The sequence below is a fragment of the Sphingobacteriales bacterium genome (genome assembly GCA_016719635.1).
Lineage (GTDB): Bacteria > Bacteroidota > Bacteroidia > Chitinophagales > JADIYW01 > JADJSS01.
Genome location: JADJYT010000001.1, coordinates 731393 through 752194 on the forward strand (window position 1 = coordinate 731393; position 20802 = coordinate 752194).

Here is a 20802-nt window from a genome sequence, read left to right on the forward strand (position 1 = left end):
ATTATTTCTTTTGATTGTCCTCCGCATCGAAATCTGCAAAGAAACGGTCTAACTGATAGCTAATATCTTCATCGGATATTTTCAGAGAATCCTCGGATATCTGCTCCACTAAAACATGCTGTTGCTGTTCAAATAATTTTATCTGCAAGAGGTTAGCCAGGCGCAGGATATTCAATAAAATGAATTCACGATGCTGGAATTCTTCGCGCTGGTTGTAAACTTTGTAGGTATAATTAATAGAGACCGTCATACCATTCGCATGAATGTTTGCCAGAAAAACATCGATGGAAGAATTTTTAGTAAACGGATACTTCATTAAAATGGTACGAATGCCTTAAATGAATTTTTCCACTTTGGGTAAAGGTGTTTCATATGAAATAAAAATTTCCGTCTTGTATTTTTTCAGAATCTTATAACCTTTGTTGTCAATTGTCATGTCTGCCAGTTTACCGTTTGCTACGGTAACAATCGATTCTGACGGTGTTTTAATTCTTGTAGAGCGAAATCCCACCTCCTGAACGACGCCCTCAAACCCATCACCGGAAATGGTATCGCCTATTTTAAAGGGTCTGTCCGCAAAAATCATCAATGAGCCGATAAAATTTTTAACCGTATCCTGTGCGGCTAACGCAATTGCCAAACCTCCGATAGAAATACCGGCTATCACTGTTGTAATATTAACATCTAAAATCCTCAGCAAATAGAATATTCCGAAAATAATGACACCCGCTTTCAGGAAACGACGCAGCACCTGTATTAACTGATCATCTAGTTGACTCGGCGTCTTCTTTGCAGCCTGAGCAGCATACCGCATAATAAAATCAGTCAGGCTGAATAAATACCAGATCAAAATAACTGCAGCGGCCAAATCAACCGATTTGGTCAACGAAGCGGAAAGTTTCGTTGACAGCAATAAAGTTGGTAAAATCAGTTTTAAAACAAAAAATGCCAATACCAGACTGAATGAATTTGCAATTACCCTTAATAAATCCAAATCATCAAAAGGATTGGAGATTTTTCGTTCCGCTATTTTCTTGATAATGAGATAGGCAATAAATCTGGAGATAAAAAAGGTAATTAAAAATATCAGTACAATTCCTGCGAAGCCAATCCATTGCCAGTAATGAAGTTTTAAAAAAGTTTTACCGGCCTGATATGGGAACAATTTTACCCAGACTGCAGAACCGAAAGGATAGATTAATTTATGCAGCCACGGAATTGCATTGACCGTTTCTTTTGAATAATACCAGTTATTTCCAACTTTCTCCAGATATACCTGCGGCAGTCTGTTATTTAGAACATAAATTGCTTTCTTACTAACCGTATCAAAATAATCTGGCTTGTCGGGAATATCATTTAGTTTGATAAAAATTCCTTTACCATCCAGTATTTGCTTAAGCTGAACGGCATTGTGCTCGGCCTCTTTTATATTCTTCGTGTTGAAAGCTTTAGCCGACGTTTTTAAATCATATTCTTCATTTTGCAAGTAATGAATATGTGTATAAATGGTGGAATAAGGTGACGAATTGAAGTTGTCATCTGATGAAAAAACACGAAAACTGTACAAAAGGAAAAAAAATACTGCAAATCTTTTCATAACCGGACTACAAATATAGCCGATTTTATATCAAAAAATACTCAAAATACCTAAAGAATGAAAAAAAGTAAAAATTATTATAATTGGTTATCAATTGATTAGAAAATTTAATGTTAAATTTTAGTACTATGTATTGCATAATTCATTGTTTTATCTGTATATTTGTATTGTCAATTACTTGGTTAACTAAAATTAAAAATAATAAACATGAACAATTTAATTATCGCAGCCTTGACATTTGTAATGTTACCTGCACTCAACAACAACACCGTTTCTGCAAAAAACAGTAAAATCTGCAAAGAAGCAAAAAGCGAATTCATTTTTGAAAGAACGAATTTCACAAATGACATTATCCATAACCTCTCTTCAGAAAACACTTTAACCACAAAAGATGAATTTGCTTCCGTAGACGTGGATTACATCATTGAGGAAGACGGACGCGCTTATATTACCTACATCAATGCGGAAGATCAAAAATCCAAAACCGAAGTGGTCAAATTCATAGAGAGTGCCTCTTACAGCCACAACATGGTTCCGGGAAAGGTTTACTCTATGCAATTAACATTGAAAAAATAAACCCATTCATTTCTCAAAAAAATTAAACTTTAGATATGACAACACCATCATCAACATCAGCGTTTAGTATCGAGAATACCAAGATTCAAATGCGTAAAGGCATCCTTGAATTTTGCATACTCGGTATCATATCCCGCGGGGAAGTATATGCTTCCGATATCTTAGACGCCCTGAAGTCCGCCAATCTGTTAGTAGTGGAAGGAACCGTTTATCCGCTGTTAACGCGCCTAAAGAATGCCGGCCTACTGACGTATGAGTGGAGAGAGTCTACATCCGGTCCGCCCAGAAAATACTTTACACTGACGCTGGAAGGCCACACGGCGCTGGAAGAATTAAAAGAAACGTGGAATGAACTGCTGAATGCAGCGAATGCGGCCACACATTATCAAAAAAATGAAACCAATCTTTAAAAAATCATATTAAACTAATAAAATAAACGTCATGATTAAGACTTTCAATATCAACCTAGCAGGACAAATCTTCAATATCAATGAAGACGCGTACGAACATCTATCCGGTTATTTCAGTTCACTCCGTTCCTTTTACAACGACGAAGAAGAAAAAGATGAAATCATACGGGATATAGAAAGCCGGTTTGCCGAACTATTTATGGCAAAAGGCAAGAATTACATTATCACAAAGGCAGATGCCGCCGAAGTGGTCAATATGATGGGCAATCCGCAGGAATTTGACGAAGAGAAAACACAGCAAAGCCAAACAGCTTCTTCCTCCTCCTCTTCATCTGCAGCTGCATTCTCTATCGGAAAACGCTTGTACCGTGATCCTGACAACAGCCTGGTAGCGGGTGTATGCTCCGGAATTTCCAACTACTTTGGCATAGCTGATCCCATTTGGGTCAGGCTAGGATTTATCCTTATAACCATCATAACCGGTTTCGGATTCGGATTACTGGCCTACCCTATCCTGTGGTTTATCATGCCGGAGGCTGTAACTTCCACACAGAAACTGGAAATGAAAGGTGAAGCTGTGAACTTAAGCAATATAGAAAAACAACTAAAGGATGAAACGCCGGCTTCGAAACCAAAAGGGGTCTTTGGACAACTCATCGTATTCCTGGGAGCAGGTGTCCTGTTGTTTTTCAAATTCCTATTGTGGATTGGAATAGCCTGTGCCGTTCTAATAGGAGGCGTACTGCTGTTTGCATTCTTCATAACCATGATTGTATTATCCGTTCTGGCTATTGTAGGCGTTCCATTTGTAAACACGTATTTTTTTGAAAATACATCCAATGGCTGGTTTCTGGGACTTGGTGGAATTTTAGTAGGTATCATTCCAATCATCTTCGGTATCGTTGCCCTTGTACATATCACATCCAAAAAAGTGAAACCGCTCAAAAAACAGGTTGTGTTTCCATTAATCGGATTATTTCTATTCGGGTTGGTTCTGTTAAATATCAGCGGTTACAATGCGAAAAAATTAATCGCCGAAAAGCAGCGCATCAATCAGACCTATCCCCTGAATTATGGATACAAATCCGACACTTTGCAGCTGATGATCAATCCGACGATAAAAGATGAGGAGTACAACGATGTATATGTGAACGGCATAACGGACCTGATGAATTTTATCTCGGATCACAATGATAAATTCTTCCCTGTGGAAATTGAAATTTTCCCTAGCCTTACCGATTCCTTTAGTATAATCAAAGAATTTTCAGCGAATGGAAAAACGGATAAAGATGCCATCAAAAATGCCACCTCCTTTTCACACAGCATATCGCAAATCAACAACAAACTGATCATTGATCCGTACATACAGTTTGAAAACAATATGATCAAATTCAGGAATCAAAAGCTTAAGGTAAAAGTGTTTGTGCCGGAAGGAAAGATTATCCGATGGGATGAGCGTGCAGAGAAATATATGGATGAAGGAAAGCTAGTCGTCAACTGGGATAATGTAAAGAACCCGAACGGTATCCAAATAAATATACCGGTACCGCCAACGCCGCCTGTACCTCCGAATATTTCCATCAAGATAGACACCAAAAACAAGAATGTGACGGAAGAACTGGAGAAGGCAAAAGCGGAACTGGAAAATGCTGCAGCGGAACTGGAATCTCAGCAAGCAGAATTAGAAGACTCTCTGGATCAGGAATTCCATGTACGCCTGCAACGTGAGCACTACATATTTAGAATGCAGAATGGTGAATTGATTGCCATTGACTAACCGTTAAAATTCATTAAATATCCTCCGGCTCCTTACAGAGCCGGAGGAAAATGAAACCAATTAGACAAAAACACTAAACAAATTTCTTAATACTCTTAAAACTAAAAAAAATGAAAAAGTTATCACTTTTGATAGCCCTGGGAAGCTTTGTCTTCTTGTCTATCGCAAAACCAAGCATCAACGTTACAGCATTTGAATCTTACTCCAGACAGATGCAGGATTTATCAGCAAGATACATTGCCGATAAAAAATTTGACTATGCCAACAAAGCCATTGAAAAATGGATTGAAAGCTACAATACATTATCTGCCAATGAGAAAGGACAGTATAACGATGTCTATTCAGCCATCATGTACCAACAGGCATGTACTTACACGCAAACCAATGAACTGTACAAAGCGCTGAAATCTCTGAAAGAATCCGTCAGAACAGGATTCAGCAACAGCGATCAGGCATTGAACGATCCGAACCTGAAGGAACTTTCTTCTTACACGGAGTTTAAGAAAATCATCCAGTCTATCAGTAAAAGCTAATAAAGACTAAGCTGATCTGATATTTTTTTTAAAGAAGTTTATATGTTGTGTGTCCCGGACTTAATCCGGGACATTTTTTTATCCGGAAGAAAAATGCTTACATTTATAGAGTAAAAATAGACCATGGACATTTACGCGGGCAGTATTCCCTTTAAGATAAAAGAGAAAGAGCTGAATGAGATTTTCAGTCAATTCGGAGAAGTCGCTTCCGTAAAAATCATCCTAGATAATATCACGCGGCAAAACAAAGGATTCGCTTTTATCGTGATGCCAAATGATGAGGAAGCTTTGCTGGCCATTAAGGCATTAGACGGTACCGAACTGATGGGAAGAAAAATCATGGTCTCTGTATCAGAAGAAAAAAAGATGTCGGGTGTTAAAAAGAAGAACTGGGGCAAAGGCGGCACAAATTTAAAGGGAAGTTTTAATAAGCGAACCGGAAATAGATAATCCAAAAAAATCTGTACCATTAAAACTAGTTGATTTATGCTTTCCAAAAAATTCAGTTGTAAGCGTTGCGGTGCTCCGAAAGTCAATGCCTATCATTCCCCGTTTGTGATATGTGATTTTTGTGCCAATCTGATTGATGTGGATTACACAATGGGTTATAAAATCTGGCAGAATGAGCAGGAAGCTGTGAAGAAATATGAGATAGAAAAGGTGATTATTGAATCGCAGCTCCAACAGCTCCTGACAGAACAAAAGAAAGAGGCATACGAAAAATTGCAATTCCACTACTGGGATTATTATTACAGGGCATTTCCGCACTATCTTCCCCCAACGGTGAACACACCGGACATCTATCAAGAATATGTTGAAGCTGCCGCAAAAATGAGTGCCGATTATGCATTCAGTCCCGAACTTAAACAACTGGAGAAAGATTATCAGGCGAAATATTCAGGATTAGCCTACCATACGAAAGGGAATAAATCCTATGTTACCTGGGATACGTTTGAACCCATGCTAACCCATTATATCAAAATTGTCAAATTATCTTTCCGTGCCTGTTATGATAACCCTGATTATGCCATTATGCACCAGGTGCTGCCTGAAGACATACATTTCAGACTGAAAATTTCTCAGCTGGCTCAGGTATGGCTTCCTTATATGGAAGAAGACCAATCCTCCCGTTTATTAGAATTGCTGGGTTTAAACTACGAGTATGCGGATTACAGCCATGTAACCAAAAATAAACACCACTGCTCTCAATGTCAGTATGAGCAGCTGATACCGGAGAACAGCATTCAATTTATCTGTGAAAAGTGTCATTGTTTGAATCCAATTAAGTCCAGCATAAACTGTACCTCCTGCGGAATTGAAAATAAATTGACCGAGAACTGGAAAGAAGTCATGAACTGTTCCGGTTGTGGGACAGAAATACGGATAGTGACACCTTTATTCGGATGACTTACTTCAACTGGATATCATACGGCAGTTTATACTGCAACACATCCATGGATTGAATGCGCTGCAGTTCCCTGTAGTACAACATCTGCGGAGTTAGCGATTTAAGCATTTTCATTTCACTGTCTTTTTCATCTCCCATAAATCCGCCCAAAATGCTTTGTATTAATGTCTTTTCCTTAGGATAGTTCACAACATTCGTTTCCTTTACTTTTGCCAGTTCCTTCACACGTGTAATCGCCACTTCCATACCGCCCAGTTCATCTACCAATCCTATCTGTTTTGCATCCTGGCCTGTCCATACTCTTCCACGGGCTACCTTATTGACTGCTGCAGTATCCATTTTCCTTCCGGTGGCTACCCTGTTCAGGAAAACGCCATATCCTTTCTCCACATAATGCTGCATCTTGCTCAATTCCAGTTCATCCCAGTCATTCGTGATATTCATATAATTGGCATGTTGGGCCGTCTTTACCTCATCAAAAGTAACTCCCAATTTTTCATTGAGTGCCTTACGGATATCCGGAACTATCCCAAAGATTCCGATAGAGCCGGTGATGGTATTGGGCTGAGCAATTATTTTATCCGCCAGTGCAGAAATGTAATACCCTCCGGATGCCGCATAATCGCCCATGGAAACCACAATCGGTTTTTTAGCTTTCAGTTTTTTCAGTTCATGGTAAATCTGCTCGGAAGCAAAGGCACTGCCACCCGGAGAGTTGACGCGCAACACCACCCCTTTTACATTTTTGTCATTCTGAAGTTCCTGTAAGATTTTAATATATGCATCTCTGCCTATTACACCTTCATCCACTTTGCCATCGTTGATTTCACCTTCCGCATAGACTACTGCTATCTTGTTTTCTCCAGCTGATTTTCTTTTAGTCTTAATATAGCTCAGGTACTTGTCATATGAAATCATTTTTAACTCATCCCCTTTCTTATAGCCTAATTTTGTTTTCATCTCTTCTCTTACCTCATCTTCATATTTAAGCCCATCCACAAACCGATATTTCAAAACTTCGTCCGCCTCCATAACAGCTAAATTATCCTGAAGTGATTTTAAAGAGTCTGCTGACAGTTTAGTTTTATTTTTCAGAGCAGCAAAAAAGGCGGTATTGATATCCTCCAGCAAAGCAGTCCGCTGTGTCCTGTCTTCCGGACTCATATCCGTTCTCCGAAACCCTTCCGTAGCACTTTTGTATTCTCCGACATAAAACACTTTAAAGTCTACCCCCAACTTATCATACAACCCTTTCATGTACTGACGCTGCATCGCAAATCCGTCAAACTCACATTCTCCCAGCGGATTCAGGTAAAACTTACCGGCAGCAGCATTCAATACCAAATTAAGTTCACCGGATGAATTGGCATATGCATAAATAAACTTTCCCGATTTCTTAAAATCTTCCAATGCTTCCTTAAGGTCAAAGACGGTCGCCGGTCCGCATTTTAGCTCATCAATCCTTAAATATATCCCTTTGATATGGTCGTCTGTTTTGGCATAATTCAACACTTCTTTCAAATCAAATAATCCTATGGTGGATTCATCCGATATGGATCCTGTCAGAGCAGCCATCGGGCTTAAATTCCTGAACGGATTGTTATATGCCCGATCGGTAATCTCTCCTTTCAATGTTAAGTTCAACACGGAATTTGCCTCAACTTTGACAACAGGTTTATTTCCCGAAAAACTGCCTATCAGGATAAGAGAGAACAGCAAAAACCCAACTCCCAATGCAAGCAGACACGCAAAAAATAGTTTAAAAAAACTCTTCATATAAAGTATTTATACGGATTAAATGATATTTAAGTACAGAAAGTTCAAAATTAGTTGTTATAATTGGGAAAATATTACGTTGCATACAGTTTATTTGCTATTAGGCTCTAATAAAGGTAACCGAACCCGTTTTCTGAATCTCGCACAACACCTGATACAACAGCATGCCGGTTCTGTTATCCAATCATCACAGGTCTTTATTACAGAACCCTGGGGAAAGGACAATCAACCCAAATACCTGAATCAGGCACTGGAAGTCAGTACCCTACTGACCCCTCTGCAGTTATTGAAAACACTGAAAAAAATAGAAAAGGCACTAGGCAGGGTCAATAAACATAACTATTCCGCCCGTACCATTGACATCGATATCTTATTTTATGACACGATCATCCTTCAGTCAAAAAATCTGATTATCCCGCATCCGCGGCTGCATCTTCGAAACTTCACCCTGGTTCCGCTGATGGAGTTGAATAAAAGTTATACACATCCCGTCATCCATAAGTCGATAGAACAACTGACTAGAGAGTGTGAGGATACGCTGAAAGTAAGTATTTTTACCCGATAGAAGGGAATTCAAAAAGATTACCCCATTTCTGATACAGGCAACCATGATTTACAAATTCATCAGCATAGAAGGCAATATTGGTGCGGGAAAGACGACACTCGCGTCGCTGCTGGCTGAGGAATATCACGGACAGCTGATACTGGAAGCTTTTGAAGACAATCCGTACCTGCCGAAATTTTACGAAGATAATTCCAAATATGCGCTGCAGCTGGAGATGTCATTCCTGATTGAACGCTATCAGCAGCTCACCCGTATTTTCAGCGAGCCGAATATCTTTTCCAATTTCACCGTGACGGATTATATGCTGAAAAAATGCCTGCTGTTTTCTAAAGTCAACCTGACCAAACAGGAATATAAACTGTACAAGCATTTTTTCGACCAGATATACAAGAAACTGCCAAAACCGGAAATCATTTTTTACCTGCATGCTGATACAGACCAGTTGATGCGTAACATCCGCAAACGTGGAAGAGAATATGAGCAAAACATCTCGCGTATTTACCTGAACCGACTGGAAAAGATGTATTTCGAATTTTTCAAACAAAATCCCGAACACAAATATGTAATCATCGATGTCAATAATATAGACTGGGTCAGCAATGTCTTTGCTTACAGGCAATTGCTGAAACTGTTTGACAGAGAGTACAATGTCGGCATGAACTTCGTGAAACTGGAACAGGAGGAATTGCTCCACCTCGAGGGGTGATTACCCCCCGGAGATAGCCATATTATATTTCTTCCCTTTCAAAAAAAGCACCTTCTTGTAATTGGTTTTCTGAATCACTGCAACTGAAAATTTCGAGTAATTCTTATCCTGCTGTTCCCTGATGTCATAACGTACATAAACGGTACGTGCCTTGGAGGAAATGAAAGAGGCGGCATCAACCTGTATATATTTATCCGCTTCATCGTCCCCGACAATAGCAGCCAGAACCATATTGTTTTCAAAATTGATGGTGTTGCCATCCGTCAGTTTAAAATATTTGTCAAACTCTTCCTGAGTCGTGATTTCAAATGTTTTGATACCCTTAGTTTCCGCAGATACGGCCGCAGATGTCAGTTCACATTTCGGATATCGCAGTTTCATGGTGTTTTGAGCATAAGACAGGACGAACATGCCGAAGAGGATGGTCAGAAGTAATGCTGATTTTTTCATAGGTTACTATTATTTTTTAGAATCGTTTTAATTTACAAGCGCAATTTACGAGCAAATTCCCATATTACCATACCTGCTGACACGGATATATTCAACGAATGTTTCATTCCGAACTGCGGTATTTCAAGGCAATAATGGCAATGGTCCATTGCGTACTGGGATACACCATCCACCTCATTTCCAAAAATTAATGCATATTTTTTTTGCCGGTCAACTGTAAATTCATGCAACAGACCGGAACGGTCACTCTGTTCCACGCACAGGATGGTATAGTCTGCCCGCTTTAACGATTCAATACATTCCTGAATGGTGGCTCTGTATTCCCATTCTACCGTTTCCGTAGCGCCCAATGCCGACTTCTGAATATCCCTGTTCGGCGGAGTGGCGGTAATGCCGACCAGGTAAATCTTTTCAATTAAAAATGCATCCGAAGTTCTGAAAACAGCCCCCACATTCATCGCACTTCTGACATTGTCCAGTACCACCGCCACCGGCATTTTAGAGGTTTCCTTAAATTGCGCTGTGGATAATCTGTTCAGCTCAGCCGACTTTAGTTTTCGCATTAGTTGTATTTTAGCAGTCCGTCATTTCGACTGAAAGGTAAATTTTGCAGTATTATTTAATCATCTTGGTTATTGTAGCAAAATTTCTCGCTGCACTCGAAATGACATTTAAAAATACACAAAATTGTGGCAAAAGAAAAAGAAGTGAAGGAAACGCCGCTCATGGGGCAATACAACCGGATAAAGCAAAAATACCCGGATGCCATCCTATTATTCCGTGTTGGTGATTTTTATGAGACCTTTGGGGCGGATGCCATCAAGACTTCCCAGATTCTGGGTATTATCCTGACCAAACGGGCGAACGGCACCCAGACAGAACTGGAACTTGCCGGTTTTCCGTATCACGCCGTGGATACCTATTTGCCAAAATTAGTGAAGGCCGGCTACAGGGTGGCCATCTGCGAGCAGCTGGAAGACCCGAAGATGACGAAAACCATCGTCAAACGCGGAGTAACCGAACTCATCACCCCCGGCGTGGCGGTGAATGATAAAATTTTAGACCATAAGTCCAACAATTTTTTAGCTTCAGTCTTTTTTGCCGATAAACAAATCGGCATCGCCTTTCTGGATATTTCTACCGGTGAATTTCTGGCAGCAGAGGGTGATGAAGCCTATATCGACAAACTGATACAAAGTTTCTCTCCTTCCGAAGTCATTTTTCCGAAACACCAGCAAAAACGGTTTGCCGGTATCTACGGCAGCCATTACTATACATTTGCCCTCGAAGACTGGGTGTATCAGGAAGATTTCCTGCAAGAAAAGCTACATCAGCATTTTCAGGTCCAGACACTGAAGGGATTCGGTGTGGATGAAATGCCGTTGGGTATCCAGGCTGCAGGCGCCTGCCTGCATTACCTGGCAGAAACGGAACACAACAAACTGCAGCATATCGCAGCCATTTCCAGAATTGAGCACGATAAATATGTCTGGATTGACCGCTTTACCGCCCGTAATCTGGAGCTGACCCAAAGCACCCATGAAAAGGGTGTACCGCTCATTCAGATTTTAGATAAAACCATCTCCCCGATGGGCAGCCGCCTGCTGAGAAGATGGATAGTGCTGCCACTCAAAGACATTCAGCTGATCAACGAGCGGCTCGACGCGGTGGAATATCTCATCAAAGAGAACGATACCTTACAAACCATCGTTCATCAAATCAAACAAATCGGAGATCTGGAGCGGTTGATTTCCAAGGTGCCGATGGGGAAAATCAACCCAAGGGAAGTGACCCAGTTAAAGAGAGCCTTACAAGCCATTCAGCCCATTAAGGAAATCTGTCTCCTAACCCAAAATAACGGGTTAAAGAGAATCGGGGAGCAATTGCAGCTTTGTCAGCTGATAAAGGAAAAAATAGACGCTACCCTGAACGAAGACGCTCCCGTTCAGGTACAAAAAGGAAATGCCATCAAAGCCGGCGTATCAGCAGAACTGGATGAACTCCGCAACCTGTCTTCTTCCGGAAAAAACTATTTACTGGAAATACAAAACCGCGAAAGCGAACGCACACAGATACCCAGCCTGAAGATAGGATTCAACAATGTGTTCGGTTATTTCCTGGAAGTGCGCAATACGCATAAGGACAAAGTACCATCCGGCTGGATACGCAAGCAAACGCTGTCCGGTGCGGAACGATACATCACCCCGGAACTGAAAGAATACGAAGAAAAAATATTAGGCGCGGAAGAGAAAATCCTGACCCTCGAGGTCAGATTGTTCGAAGCGCTCGTCACGGAAATACTGGAATATATTCATCCCATACAGCTCAATGCGCAGCTGATTGCCCGCCTCGACTGCTTGCAGTCGTTTGTTGCCATCGCACTGAAACATCACTACAGACGGCCCGTATTGTCGGATGACTTGGCTTTAAAGATTGTGGAAGGCAGGCATCCGGTGATTGAACATCAGCTGCCGTTAGGCGAACAATACATACCCAACGATGTGTACCTGCATCCCGACGAACAGCAGATCATCATCATCACAGGGCCGAACATGTCCGGTAAATCCGCCATTCTGCGGCAAACGGCGCTGGTTGTCTTATTGGCACAAATCGGCAGTTTTGTTCCGGCGCAGGAAGCGCATATCGGCATCGTCGATAAGATTTTCACACGCGTGGGTGCGAGCGACAACCTGAGTCTGGGCGAATCCACGTTTATGGTGGAGATGATAGAAACCGCCAGTATCGTAAACAATATTTCAGAAAGAAGCCTGGTGCTGCTCGATGAAATCGGTCGCGGCACATCGACGTATGACGGTATTTCAATTGCGTGGAGTCTGGTGGAATTTTTGCATAACAACAAAACGGCACATCCCAAAACGATGTTTGCCACCCACTATCATGAATTGAATGAACTGGCAGATAAATTTCCGAGGATCAAAAACTATAATGTGGCCGTGAAAGAAGCCGGCAATAAAGTCCTCTTCTTGCGCAAGCTGATAGAGGGCGGCTCGCAGCACAGTTTTGGTATCCACGTGGCTAAAATGGCCGGTATGCCTAATGAACTGATACAGCGGGCCAATGAAATCCTGCGGGAACTGGAGTCGCAGCGCAACCTGGCCAGTGATGTGGCATCGACCTTAAAAAATCTTCCCTCCGGAAACGACGACTTCCAGTTGAATATGTTTGCGATGGATGACCCGAGGTTGCTGAAACTGAAAGAAGTGCTGGAAAAAGTCAATATCAATACCCTGACACCGGTGGAAGCCCTGATGAAGCTGGATGAGTTAAGGAAATTGTTATGAATTAAAAAAATTCAACTCCCCTATTGTCAAAAATGAAAAGATTTCTATCTTTGCAGTCCGTTCTTTAAAATGTATGCGAAAGTAGCTCAGTTGGTAGAGCATCACCTTGCCAAGGTGAGGGTCGCGGGTTCGAGTCTCGTCTTTCGCTCCAGAAGGAGTTTGTATAAACTCCTTTTTTATTTCAGTGCCCGGGTGGTGGAATGGTAGACACGCAGGACTTAAAATCCTGTGGCCATCGCGGCTGTGCGGGTTCGAGTCCCGCCCCGGGTACGCTTTTTTGTTCCACATTTCCACCCATTTCTTATTATTTTCTGTTAATCAGTTCCATTATGTATTTTTATTGTACTAAAAAGACACGATATGGATTATCAGAACAGAAATTTTTGGGGATGGGGATATAAAGACTTCAATCTGCCGGACGATGCGACTGCAAGATTGCTCAACGCATTACGAATGGGACTTGGTATTAAAGAATTCAATAAGATCCAGCCTGTAACGCTGAATCAGCTTCGCTTACGCGAGCCGAGGTTCAAACTGACGGAAGAACTTACATTATTCTGCAGCAGAGATACCGAACAGAGAGCTGGACATTCCTATGGGAAATCATTCCGGGATGTGTGGCGGGGCATGAACGGTATCTTTCCCAATCCGCCAGATTATGTTGCCTATCCGAAAAATGAAAATCAGATTTCCACTCTGTTTGATTTTGCCGCAACCAATCATATTGCGCTGATTCCATTTGGCGGCGGCTCCAGTGTTTGCGGCGGTGTAGAACCATTAATTCCGCCACACTATAACGGCTGCATCACAGTGGATATGCTGCATTTTGACAAGGTGCTGGAAGTGGATAAAACCAGCCGGAGTGCGCGGATACAAGCCGGCATCTTCGGTCTTGATCTGGAACAGCAGTTAAAAGGATACGGGCTGACATTGCGGCATTTTCCTCAGAGTCTGGAATTTTCCACGCTGGGCGGCTGGATTGCCACCCGTTCCGGCGGACACTTTGCCACATTGTTTACGCATATAGATGAATTTGTTCAATCGGTAAGAATGATGACTCCTACGGGCGGCATTTTACATTCCCGCCGCCTTCCCGGCTCAGGCGCCGGGCCCTCGGAAGAACGATTGGTTTGTGGCTCTGAAGGCACTTTAGGCATCATTACAGAAGCGTGGATGCGCCTGCAGGATATTCCAACCTGCAAAGCAACAGCCACCTTGTTGTTCCGCGATTTCGCTAAAGGAGCTGAGGCCTGCCGATTGCTCTCTCAGTCGGGATTAAATCCTTCCAATGCCCGGCTGATAAGTGCCCTTGAAGCATTCTCCAACGGATTAGGTGATGGCGTACACACAGTGCTGATTCTGGGTTTTGAATCAGCGCATTTTGCCGTGGATGATAACCTGAAGAAAGCGACAGCACTTTGTCTGGATGCAGGAGGCACTTTATCCGCCAATGCTTCTTTTGAAAAGACTGAAGATCCGGATGCTATGGAATGGAAGAAATCTTTCATCCGCGCACCTTATATCCGCGATCTGCTGATGTGTCACGGACTGATTGCCGAGACATTTGAAACCGCGGTAACCTGGGATAAGTTTACCGAATTCCACAATGCGGTAGAACAGGGCGTTTACTGTGCCTTAAAACAACAAGGCATGCAGGGTATCATCACCTGCCGATTCACCCATATTTATCCGGACGGCCCGGCTCCGTATTATACTGTAATTGCAAAAGGGAAACCCGGACAGCAACTCGAAGAATGGGATTTCATCAAGAAAACGGTATCAGAAATTCTTATAGAAAAGGGCGGAACGATCACACACCACCATGCCGTCGGGCGCGACCACAGGCCGTATTACAAAATGCAGTCGAGTGCTACTTTTCAGCAGATGCTGAAACATGCCAAAACAACCGTTGATGCCGGATGGATATTAAATCCAGGGGCTTTAATTAACAAAGAGGCATAGTTTTTAGTCTGGCATCTGATAAGTAAGGCAACAGAACGGCAATAAACAGAACTGGTTATCTTTTTGCCAGCTCCACAAAGATATCCCACAGTTCTTCGTAGGGGATGATTTCCCATTCGGCAATGATGTGCTTTCTGTCGCGCAGATTCTGGATTTCCTGCCAGTCAGCCTTGTGCAGTACCTTGTAATCAAAACCTGATTTTTCAGATTTGAGCAAAAGGCTTAAAAACAGGTGATTCCGTTTGTAAGTATTATCGTTGAGGTAACGGGAGCGGTACACCCGAAGTGCGTCCATTTTATGGAATACCATGGCGTCCTCTCCGCGGGCGAATTGAAACAGCAATTCAATGATACGGATGGCGAAATTGAAACCGGATTTATCTTTTGAATTCACCGGCACGGAATTCAAGAATTTCGGCAAACTGAATTTCTTATAGTCTCCATTATTCAGATAATTATCCAGAAACACCAAGTATGCATGGTAAATTTTCCATTTTTCTGTCATCCTGTCAACCTGATTCTTAAATGAATTGTTATCTATTACTTCTTCGTATACTCTGTATGAATCTTTTACATTATTATTATGCAGATAAAGCTTAAACTCAGTCTCCTTTAATAAAAACCAATTATAATAATTTACAGGTATTTGAAGTGCTTTTTCTGTTTTTATTAGTTTAATAGCTTCTTCAAACTTTTTGAGTGACAAATAAGTATTTAATCTAAAAAATAAGATGATAATTTTTCTTGTATTTGTATAAGTTAACGTGTTCTCTGTCATTATGTATTCCGCTTCATCGCAAATAGAAATAATACTATCAAGCTTATTACTCTTTTGATAATATTCCAACGCTAAAAAGAAATAAAAGAAGTCAATTTCATAACTTTCTAGCAACTTTCTTAGTTGTGTCATTTCAAGTAAAATCAACTCAACTTCTTTTAACAAATCATCTGTGATAGGCGATTGATTATCTAATTTTATAGAAGATTTATAAAAAAGGAACTTAGCATATTGCTCCTTTCCTGACAAATCTAAATAGCTTAGATATTTTTCCTGTTCTTTATTAAATGATTTTTGATCACCTTTTACAGAATAATAGCTAAGCATATAAAAACTATAATTCTTGAGAATATCATAAAATTTAAATTGTTTTGCTTTCGGCAAACTGTCCTGAACTAACTCATACACCAATTTAGAAGTACCAGTTAATTTTAATAAAACTTCAATAATGTGGTTATTTGTTAAGCATTCATAATATGCCTGGCTTTGTGAGTTTACAAAAACATCTTCATTGTCAAACAATAATACTGTACGCATTAGTTTTGACCTGAATCTGGATTTTAACTTTCTGTACTTTGCATCTTTTTCTGTGGAACCATATAAATATTTTGCAGCTGAAGCATCATCGGTGATTTTACCATTCTCAAGACCTTCATAAAGTCGATAATAAAGATTCTCTTTAGTTTGATGTAATAATGTTTTATCCAATACATCTATTTTTGACAGGCACTTTCGGTTAAGTACCTTAACTAATTCTTTTAATGCTTCCATAAGTCACATTTTTGCAATAAACAAAATTAACAATTAACTGTAAATTAAACAATTACAATAATAATATGCAATTTAATGAATAATCATGGAAGTCACAAATAAAATGATCCGCTGATTGCTTTCAACAGAATTATATATCAACTTTGAGTCGTTGAGCAGTATATACGTTTCCTGTAATACCACTGAATGCCCAACTTTCAATGGTGTTTACGAGATCCCTGATTAGAAAACATAACCCGGATTACAAACAAAAGGATACTGCTAACACTCAATTTCATAAAACCCAACATAAACAACCTTTGTCACAAAAATGAAATAAAAACCCAACAAACCCACATATAACTGTGTGATTTACAATTATTTGTATTCACAAAATCATATTAACCCTACATTATGAATAGTCACTTCTTTGCACAAACTGTAATCAACACTTGGTAATAAGTATCCATATTTGCATTAACAAATCGCAACAATATGGAATTTTTAGTTTCTATTCTTTTCGCTATTTCAACACTTTTCTTAGGTGTTGATCCTAACTCAGGTAACAGAATAGTTGATCCTAATTCAGGTAATAAGATTATAGTTGATCCTAATTCTGGCAATAAAGGAGTTGATCCTAATTCTGGCAATAAAGGAGTTGATCCTAATTCTGGTAATAAAGGAGTTGACCCTAATTCTGGTAACAGAACAGTTGATCCTAACTCTGGTAATTAATTTGTTTTATCCCCCCACTATTATATAAAATAGTTAGTAGTTTAGTTCTTACACGGAGTGGTTTCGCCACTCCGTATTTTTATTTTAAATCTAAAGCAGAGAAGACGTTCTAACTAAGTATATTTTCTCTGCCTGGCGGCAGACAGGTCCCCGTACCTCGTGGAAATGACAAGATGCTGGTAATAGCAAACTAGTGTTATAGACGGCTAAGGGTGCGTGAAAACAGCATAGGTTGCTTCACTGCGTTCGCAATGACGTAAAAGTAATTTAAAACGGAATCGGAACAGAAGTGGCTATCAGGTTGGAACTGGCTTTCGAAAGGAGCTTATTTTCCTGATTGTATAATTTAGCCTCTGCGTGCAGTACATTTTTTCCCGCCCGGATAATGATACCCTCTCCAATAATTGTCTCACCGGCTTTGGCGCTGTTCAGGTAATCTATATTCATATTGATGGTGGCATAGCCGGTTGGACGGCCGATGGTAAAGCCGGCAGCGCCCATCAGCTCATCCAGCATGGCAGCGGCAATACCGCCGTGAAGGATTCCTATCGGATTCAGCATATATTTTTCTACTGTAAACTGCATTTTCACCTTGCCTTCCTCCACGTCCAGCACCCTGGCATTCATCCAGTCCATCAGCGGATAATCAAACAGCCATTTCTCCTGGCCTATCTGAGTTTTAAATAATGCTACTCGTTTGTTCATAAAATACTATTTGCAAATTATCAGAGCTTTGTCTTCATTTTCATCAGGTTTTCTCCTCGTTCCTCGTCGAAAGGACACAGGGTGGTATAAACCTCCCATTCTCCATTCTCCATTCTCCATTCTCCATTCTCCATTCTCCATTCTCAATCTATCCTCACACCACCACTTCGTCCCTGTTAAACTCAGAGGTCAGGTGAAAGTGAATGTCTGGATAATCCTGTTTAGTCAGACGCAATATCCACTCCGAACTCGCCAGAAATACCGGCTGATTTTCCTTATCAAATGCAATATAATTGGATTTGGTTCGGATAAACTCATTCAGTTTCGCAGGATTTTCACTAGTCAGCCAGCATGCCTTGTAATACTGCAAAGGCTTAAACTGACAGGATGCACCGTACTCATTCAACAGACGGTACTGAATCACTTCAAACTGCAGCTCTCCCACCGTTCCGACAATCTTTGCCTGAGTGGTATGTACGGTAAACAACTGCGCCACCCCCTCTTCCGTCAGCTGACGGATACCTTTTTCCAGTTGTTTTGTCTTCATCGGATCGGTGTTCACCATTTCCTTGAAAATTTCAGGAGAGAAACTCGGAATCCCTTTGAACACCATATCTTCTCCCTCTGTCAGTGTATCTCCAATCTTGAAATTGCCGGTATCGTTCATACCAATCACATCGCCGGGGTAGGCGTCCTCCACGATATTTTTATCGGAAGCCATGAAGGTCACGGGATTACTGAAACGCAGTTCTTTCTTCAAACGGGTGTGATAATAAAATTTATTGCGTTCAAATCTGCCGGAACAAACCCTTAAAAAGGCTATCCTGCTCCGGTGATTCGGGTCAATGTTCGCATGTATCTTAAAAACAAAACCTGTCATTTTCTCTTCCGTCGGCATCACCACACGGGTATTGGTATTTCTGCCTCGCGGCGACGGTGCAATTCGGATGAATGTTTCCAGCAGCTCGCGCACCCCGAAATTATTGACCCCGGAGCCGAAGAACACCGGTGCTATCTCACCGCTTTTGTAGGTCTCCTGGTCAAATGGTTCATAAACGCCTTCCAGCAGTTCCACATCTTCGCGGAGCTTAGCGGCATCCCTCGCCTCAATTTGTTTATCCAATTCCGGATCGCTCAAGTCCTTAATGCTCACATACTCCTCTTCCACTTTAGTTCCGGATGCGCGGAACAGGTTCAGCTGTTTGTCGTATAGATTGTACACACCTTTGAAATGCGTACCACTGTTAATCGGCCAGGAAAGCGGACGAACCTGTATCAGTAACTTCTGTTCCAGTTCATCCAGTAAATCAAACGGATCTTTTCCGTCGCGGTCCATCTTGTTGATGAAAACAATCACCGGCGTATTGCGCATCCGGCAGACTTCCATGAGTTTTTCCGTCTGCATCTCCACCCCTTTCACACAATCCACTACCAGGATAACACTGTCGACCGCTGTCAGCGTCCGATAGGTATCTTCCGCAAAATCTTTGTGGCCGGGTGTATCCAGCAGGTTAATCAGTGTATCCTGATATTCGAAGGTCATGACGGAAGTGGCTACCGAGATCCCCCGTTGCTTTTCAATCTCCATAAAGTCGGATGTCGCCGACTTCTTTATCTTATTGGACTTAACGGCACCGGCTGTCTGTATGGCACCGCCGTATAGCAGGAATTTCTCCGTAAGCGTTGTTTTTCCGGCATCCGGGTGGGAAATGATGGCAAATGTTTTTCGTCGGTGTATTTCGTCGGTAATGATAGACATTTCAGGAATCGTAAATGTAATTAATCTGCAAAAATAAGCATTATCAGATTAGCGAATCATGAAATATTAAGTCAATCCAACGGAATGGTGGAATTGAATTTGGAGAAATCGACATAATTGACGCTTTCATGACTCGTCAGTATCTTTTCAAATCGGGCATTCCAAATAATCTCTTCTTTACGGAAAGAAGTATTGGTGAAGGTATCCTGACTATAGGATTGGTCATATACTTTCAACTGCAGCATAAACTCGGGTTCACTCGAATCAAACTCCTGTCTGGACATACCGAAAAGCGGGCTTGATTCATTAACCGGATGCACAATCGTCCACGAGGAAGCCAGGAAGATGATCTCTTTTCTCTCCAGTTCCAGCTCAAAATACTGACGCACCGCAGAACCATCTACCTCTGTAATCAAGGAAGCAATAAGGCGTGCTTCTGCATTTTGCAGCTGATGATTTAATTTATTGGCAAGCCGGAACATAAAGGCATGACCTTCCTTGTAGGGAGCAAATACACCTATCTTTGAAAACATCACTTTTGGAATTGGTCGTGAAAATCGTCCGTATAACAGACCGGTTACAATGGCAAAATACAAAACACCGGAAAGCGCATCAAAAGCAGCTGCAAAGCTGGCAATATTGGTGGCAGGGTTTATCCGCCCGTATCCTACAGTGGCGAAAGTTTGAGAGCTGAAAAAAAATAATTCAAAATAATTACACCAAAGCGTATTCGATTCAAGGCCGTGAAAATGAGCAGGGCCCAGCAAAAAATAGTAAATAAGTGAAAAGAACGCATTGGAAAAGAAGAAACATATAATAACAATAGCCAGGAAGTACGGCCATTTCGTGTTAATCATCCAGTGAAAGAAACTGAATTGCTCAAAAAAAGTCAGGCCATTCTGCTTTACATTAAAAGAACCATCCTTGTTCAAGATGCGCTGATTCTTACCTATGGCAGAACTTCCAAAACCGAATTCCTTGCCTTTTACCTTTAATCGTTTGAACATCTACTG

General features: G+C 41.2%; 20 protein-coding genes and 2 tRNA genes. 13 read left to right on the plus strand and 9 right to left on the minus strand.

Annotated elements, in window-relative coordinates; translation table 11 throughout:
- Position 1 precedes the first annotated feature (1 nt).
- Positions 2 to 316, minus strand: a complete 315-nt coding sequence (locus IPM95_03335) for a hypothetical protein (protein ID MBK9328351.1) — start codon at positions 314 to 316, stop codon at positions 2 to 4.
- Between the two features lie 18 nt (positions 317 to 334).
- Positions 335 to 1486: a mechanosensitive ion channel gene (locus tag IPM95_03340; protein ID MBK9328352.1), complete on the minus strand. Its 1152-nt coding sequence runs from the start codon at positions 1484 to 1486 to the stop codon at positions 335 to 337.
- A gap of 318 nt (positions 1487 to 1804) precedes the next feature.
- Between IPM95_03340 and IPM95_03345 the strand changes: the two genes are divergently transcribed.
- The 6 genes from IPM95_03345 (at position 1805) to IPM95_03370 (ending at position 6300) form a co-directional block, all read left to right on the plus strand.
- Positions 1805 to 2173 carry a hypothetical protein gene (locus tag IPM95_03345; protein MBK9328353.1) on the plus strand — a complete coding sequence of 123 codons (369 nt, stop codon included), beginning with the start codon at positions 1805 to 1807 and terminating at the stop codon, positions 2171 to 2173.
- Between the two features lie 35 nt (positions 2174 to 2208).
- On the plus strand, positions 2209 to 2583 hold the full coding sequence (locus IPM95_03350) for a PadR family transcriptional regulator (protein MBK9328354.1): 375 nt from the start codon (positions 2209 to 2211) through the stop codon (positions 2581 to 2583).
- Between the two features lie 31 nt (positions 2584 to 2614).
- Positions 2615 to 4360: a PspC domain-containing protein gene (locus IPM95_03355; protein MBK9328355.1), complete on the plus strand. Its 1746-nt coding sequence runs from the start codon at positions 2615 to 2617 to the stop codon at positions 4358 to 4360.
- Positions 4361 to 4470: 110 nt separating this feature from the next.
- Positions 4471 to 4893 carry a hypothetical protein gene (locus IPM95_03360; GenBank protein MBK9328356.1) on the plus strand — a complete coding sequence of 141 codons (423 nt, stop codon included), beginning with the start codon at positions 4471 to 4473 and terminating at the stop codon, positions 4891 to 4893.
- Between the two features lie 123 nt (positions 4894 to 5016).
- Positions 5017 to 5343: an RNA-binding protein gene (locus tag IPM95_03365; protein ID MBK9328357.1), complete on the plus strand. Its 327-nt coding sequence runs from the start codon at positions 5017 to 5019 to the stop codon at positions 5341 to 5343.
- A 36-nt stretch (positions 5344 to 5379) separates the two neighbouring features.
- Positions 5380 to 6300, plus strand: a complete 921-nt coding sequence (locus IPM95_03370; protein ID MBK9328358.1) for a hypothetical protein — start codon at positions 5380 to 5382, stop codon at positions 6298 to 6300.
- 1 nt (position 6301) lies between these two features.
- On the opposite strand, the gene sppA is transcribed toward IPM95_03370, so the two are convergent.
- On the minus strand, positions 6302 to 8077 hold the full coding sequence (sppA, locus tag IPM95_03375) for a signal peptide peptidase SppA (protein ID MBK9328359.1): 1776 nt from the start codon (positions 8075 to 8077) through the stop codon (positions 6302 to 6304).
- 79 nt (positions 8078 to 8156) lie between these two features.
- On the opposite strand from sppA, the gene folK reads away from it, so the two are divergent.
- On the plus strand, positions 8157 to 8642 hold the full coding sequence (gene folK, locus IPM95_03380) for a 2-amino-4-hydroxy-6-hydroxymethyldihydropteridine diphosphokinase (GenBank protein MBK9328360.1): 486 nt from the start codon (positions 8157 to 8159) through the stop codon (positions 8640 to 8642).
- A 43-nt stretch (positions 8643 to 8685) separates the two neighbouring features.
- A complete protein-coding gene (locus tag IPM95_03385; GenBank protein ID MBK9328361.1) occupies positions 8686 to 9348 on the plus strand; it encodes a deoxynucleoside kinase in 663 nt (220 codons plus the stop codon).
- Here the strand turns inward: IPM95_03385 and IPM95_03390 are convergent, their stop codons facing one another.
- Both IPM95_03390 and IPM95_03395 read right to left on the minus strand, forming a co-directional pair.
- On the minus strand, positions 9349 to 9798 hold the full coding sequence (locus IPM95_03390; GenBank protein ID MBK9328362.1) for a hypothetical protein: 450 nt from the start codon (positions 9796 to 9798) through the stop codon (positions 9349 to 9351). It abuts the gene before it with no gap.
- 32 nt (positions 9799 to 9830) lie between these two features.
- Positions 9831 to 10361, minus strand: coding sequence for an RNA methyltransferase (locus tag IPM95_03395; GenBank protein MBK9328363.1), 531 nt, complete (start codon positions 10359 to 10361; stop codon positions 9831 to 9833).
- Between the two features lie 162 nt (positions 10362 to 10523).
- On the opposite strand from IPM95_03395, the gene mutS reads away from it, so the two are divergent.
- The 4 genes from mutS to IPM95_03415 all read left to right on the plus strand — a co-directional run bounded on the left by mutS (position 10524) and on the right by IPM95_03415 (position 15062).
- A complete protein-coding gene (gene mutS / locus IPM95_03400; protein MBK9328364.1) occupies positions 10524 to 13100 on the plus strand; it encodes a DNA mismatch repair protein MutS in 2577 nt (858 codons plus the stop codon).
- Between the two features lie 75 nt (positions 13101 to 13175).
- A tRNA-Gly gene (locus IPM95_03405) sits at positions 13176 to 13251 on the plus strand.
- Between the two features lie 35 nt (positions 13252 to 13286).
- Positions 13287 to 13370: transfer RNA gene (locus IPM95_03410), tRNA-Leu, on the plus strand.
- Positions 13371 to 13460: 90 nt separating this feature from the next.
- Positions 13461 to 15062 carry an FAD-binding oxidoreductase gene (locus tag IPM95_03415; protein MBK9328365.1) on the plus strand — a complete coding sequence of 534 codons (1602 nt, stop codon included), beginning with the start codon at positions 13461 to 13463 and terminating at the stop codon, positions 15060 to 15062.
- 55 nt (positions 15063 to 15117) lie between these two features.
- On the opposite strand, the gene IPM95_03420 is transcribed toward IPM95_03415, so the two are convergent.
- Positions 15118 to 16611: a hypothetical protein gene (locus IPM95_03420; protein MBK9328366.1), complete on the minus strand. Its 1494-nt coding sequence runs from the start codon at positions 16609 to 16611 to the stop codon at positions 15118 to 15120.
- A gap of 474 nt (positions 16612 to 17085) precedes the next feature.
- On the opposite strand from IPM95_03420, the gene IPM95_03425 reads away from it, so the two are divergent.
- Complete coding sequence (locus tag IPM95_03425; GenBank protein MBK9328367.1) at positions 17086 to 17325, plus strand: hypothetical protein; 240 nt, start codon at positions 17086 to 17088, stop codon at positions 17323 to 17325.
- Between the two features lie 267 nt (positions 17326 to 17592).
- Here the strand turns inward: IPM95_03425 and IPM95_03430 are convergent, their stop codons facing one another.
- The 3 genes from IPM95_03430 to IPM95_03440 all read right to left on the minus strand — a co-directional run bounded on the left by IPM95_03430 (position 17593) and on the right by IPM95_03440 (position 20796).
- Positions 17593 to 18030 (minus strand): PaaI family thioesterase, encoded by a 438-nt coding sequence (locus tag IPM95_03430; protein MBK9328368.1) that lies wholly within the window; start codon positions 18028 to 18030, stop codon positions 17593 to 17595.
- A gap of 154 nt (positions 18031 to 18184) precedes the next feature.
- Positions 18185 to 19789 carry a peptide chain release factor 3 gene (locus IPM95_03435; GenBank protein MBK9328369.1) on the minus strand — a complete coding sequence of 535 codons (1605 nt, stop codon included), beginning with the start codon at positions 19787 to 19789 and terminating at the stop codon, positions 18185 to 18187.
- A gap of 71 nt (positions 19790 to 19860) precedes the next feature.
- Positions 19861 to 20796, minus strand: a complete 936-nt coding sequence (locus tag IPM95_03440; protein ID MBK9328370.1) for a hypothetical protein — start codon at positions 20794 to 20796, stop codon at positions 19861 to 19863.
- Between the last annotated feature and the right edge of the window lie 6 nt (positions 20797 to 20802).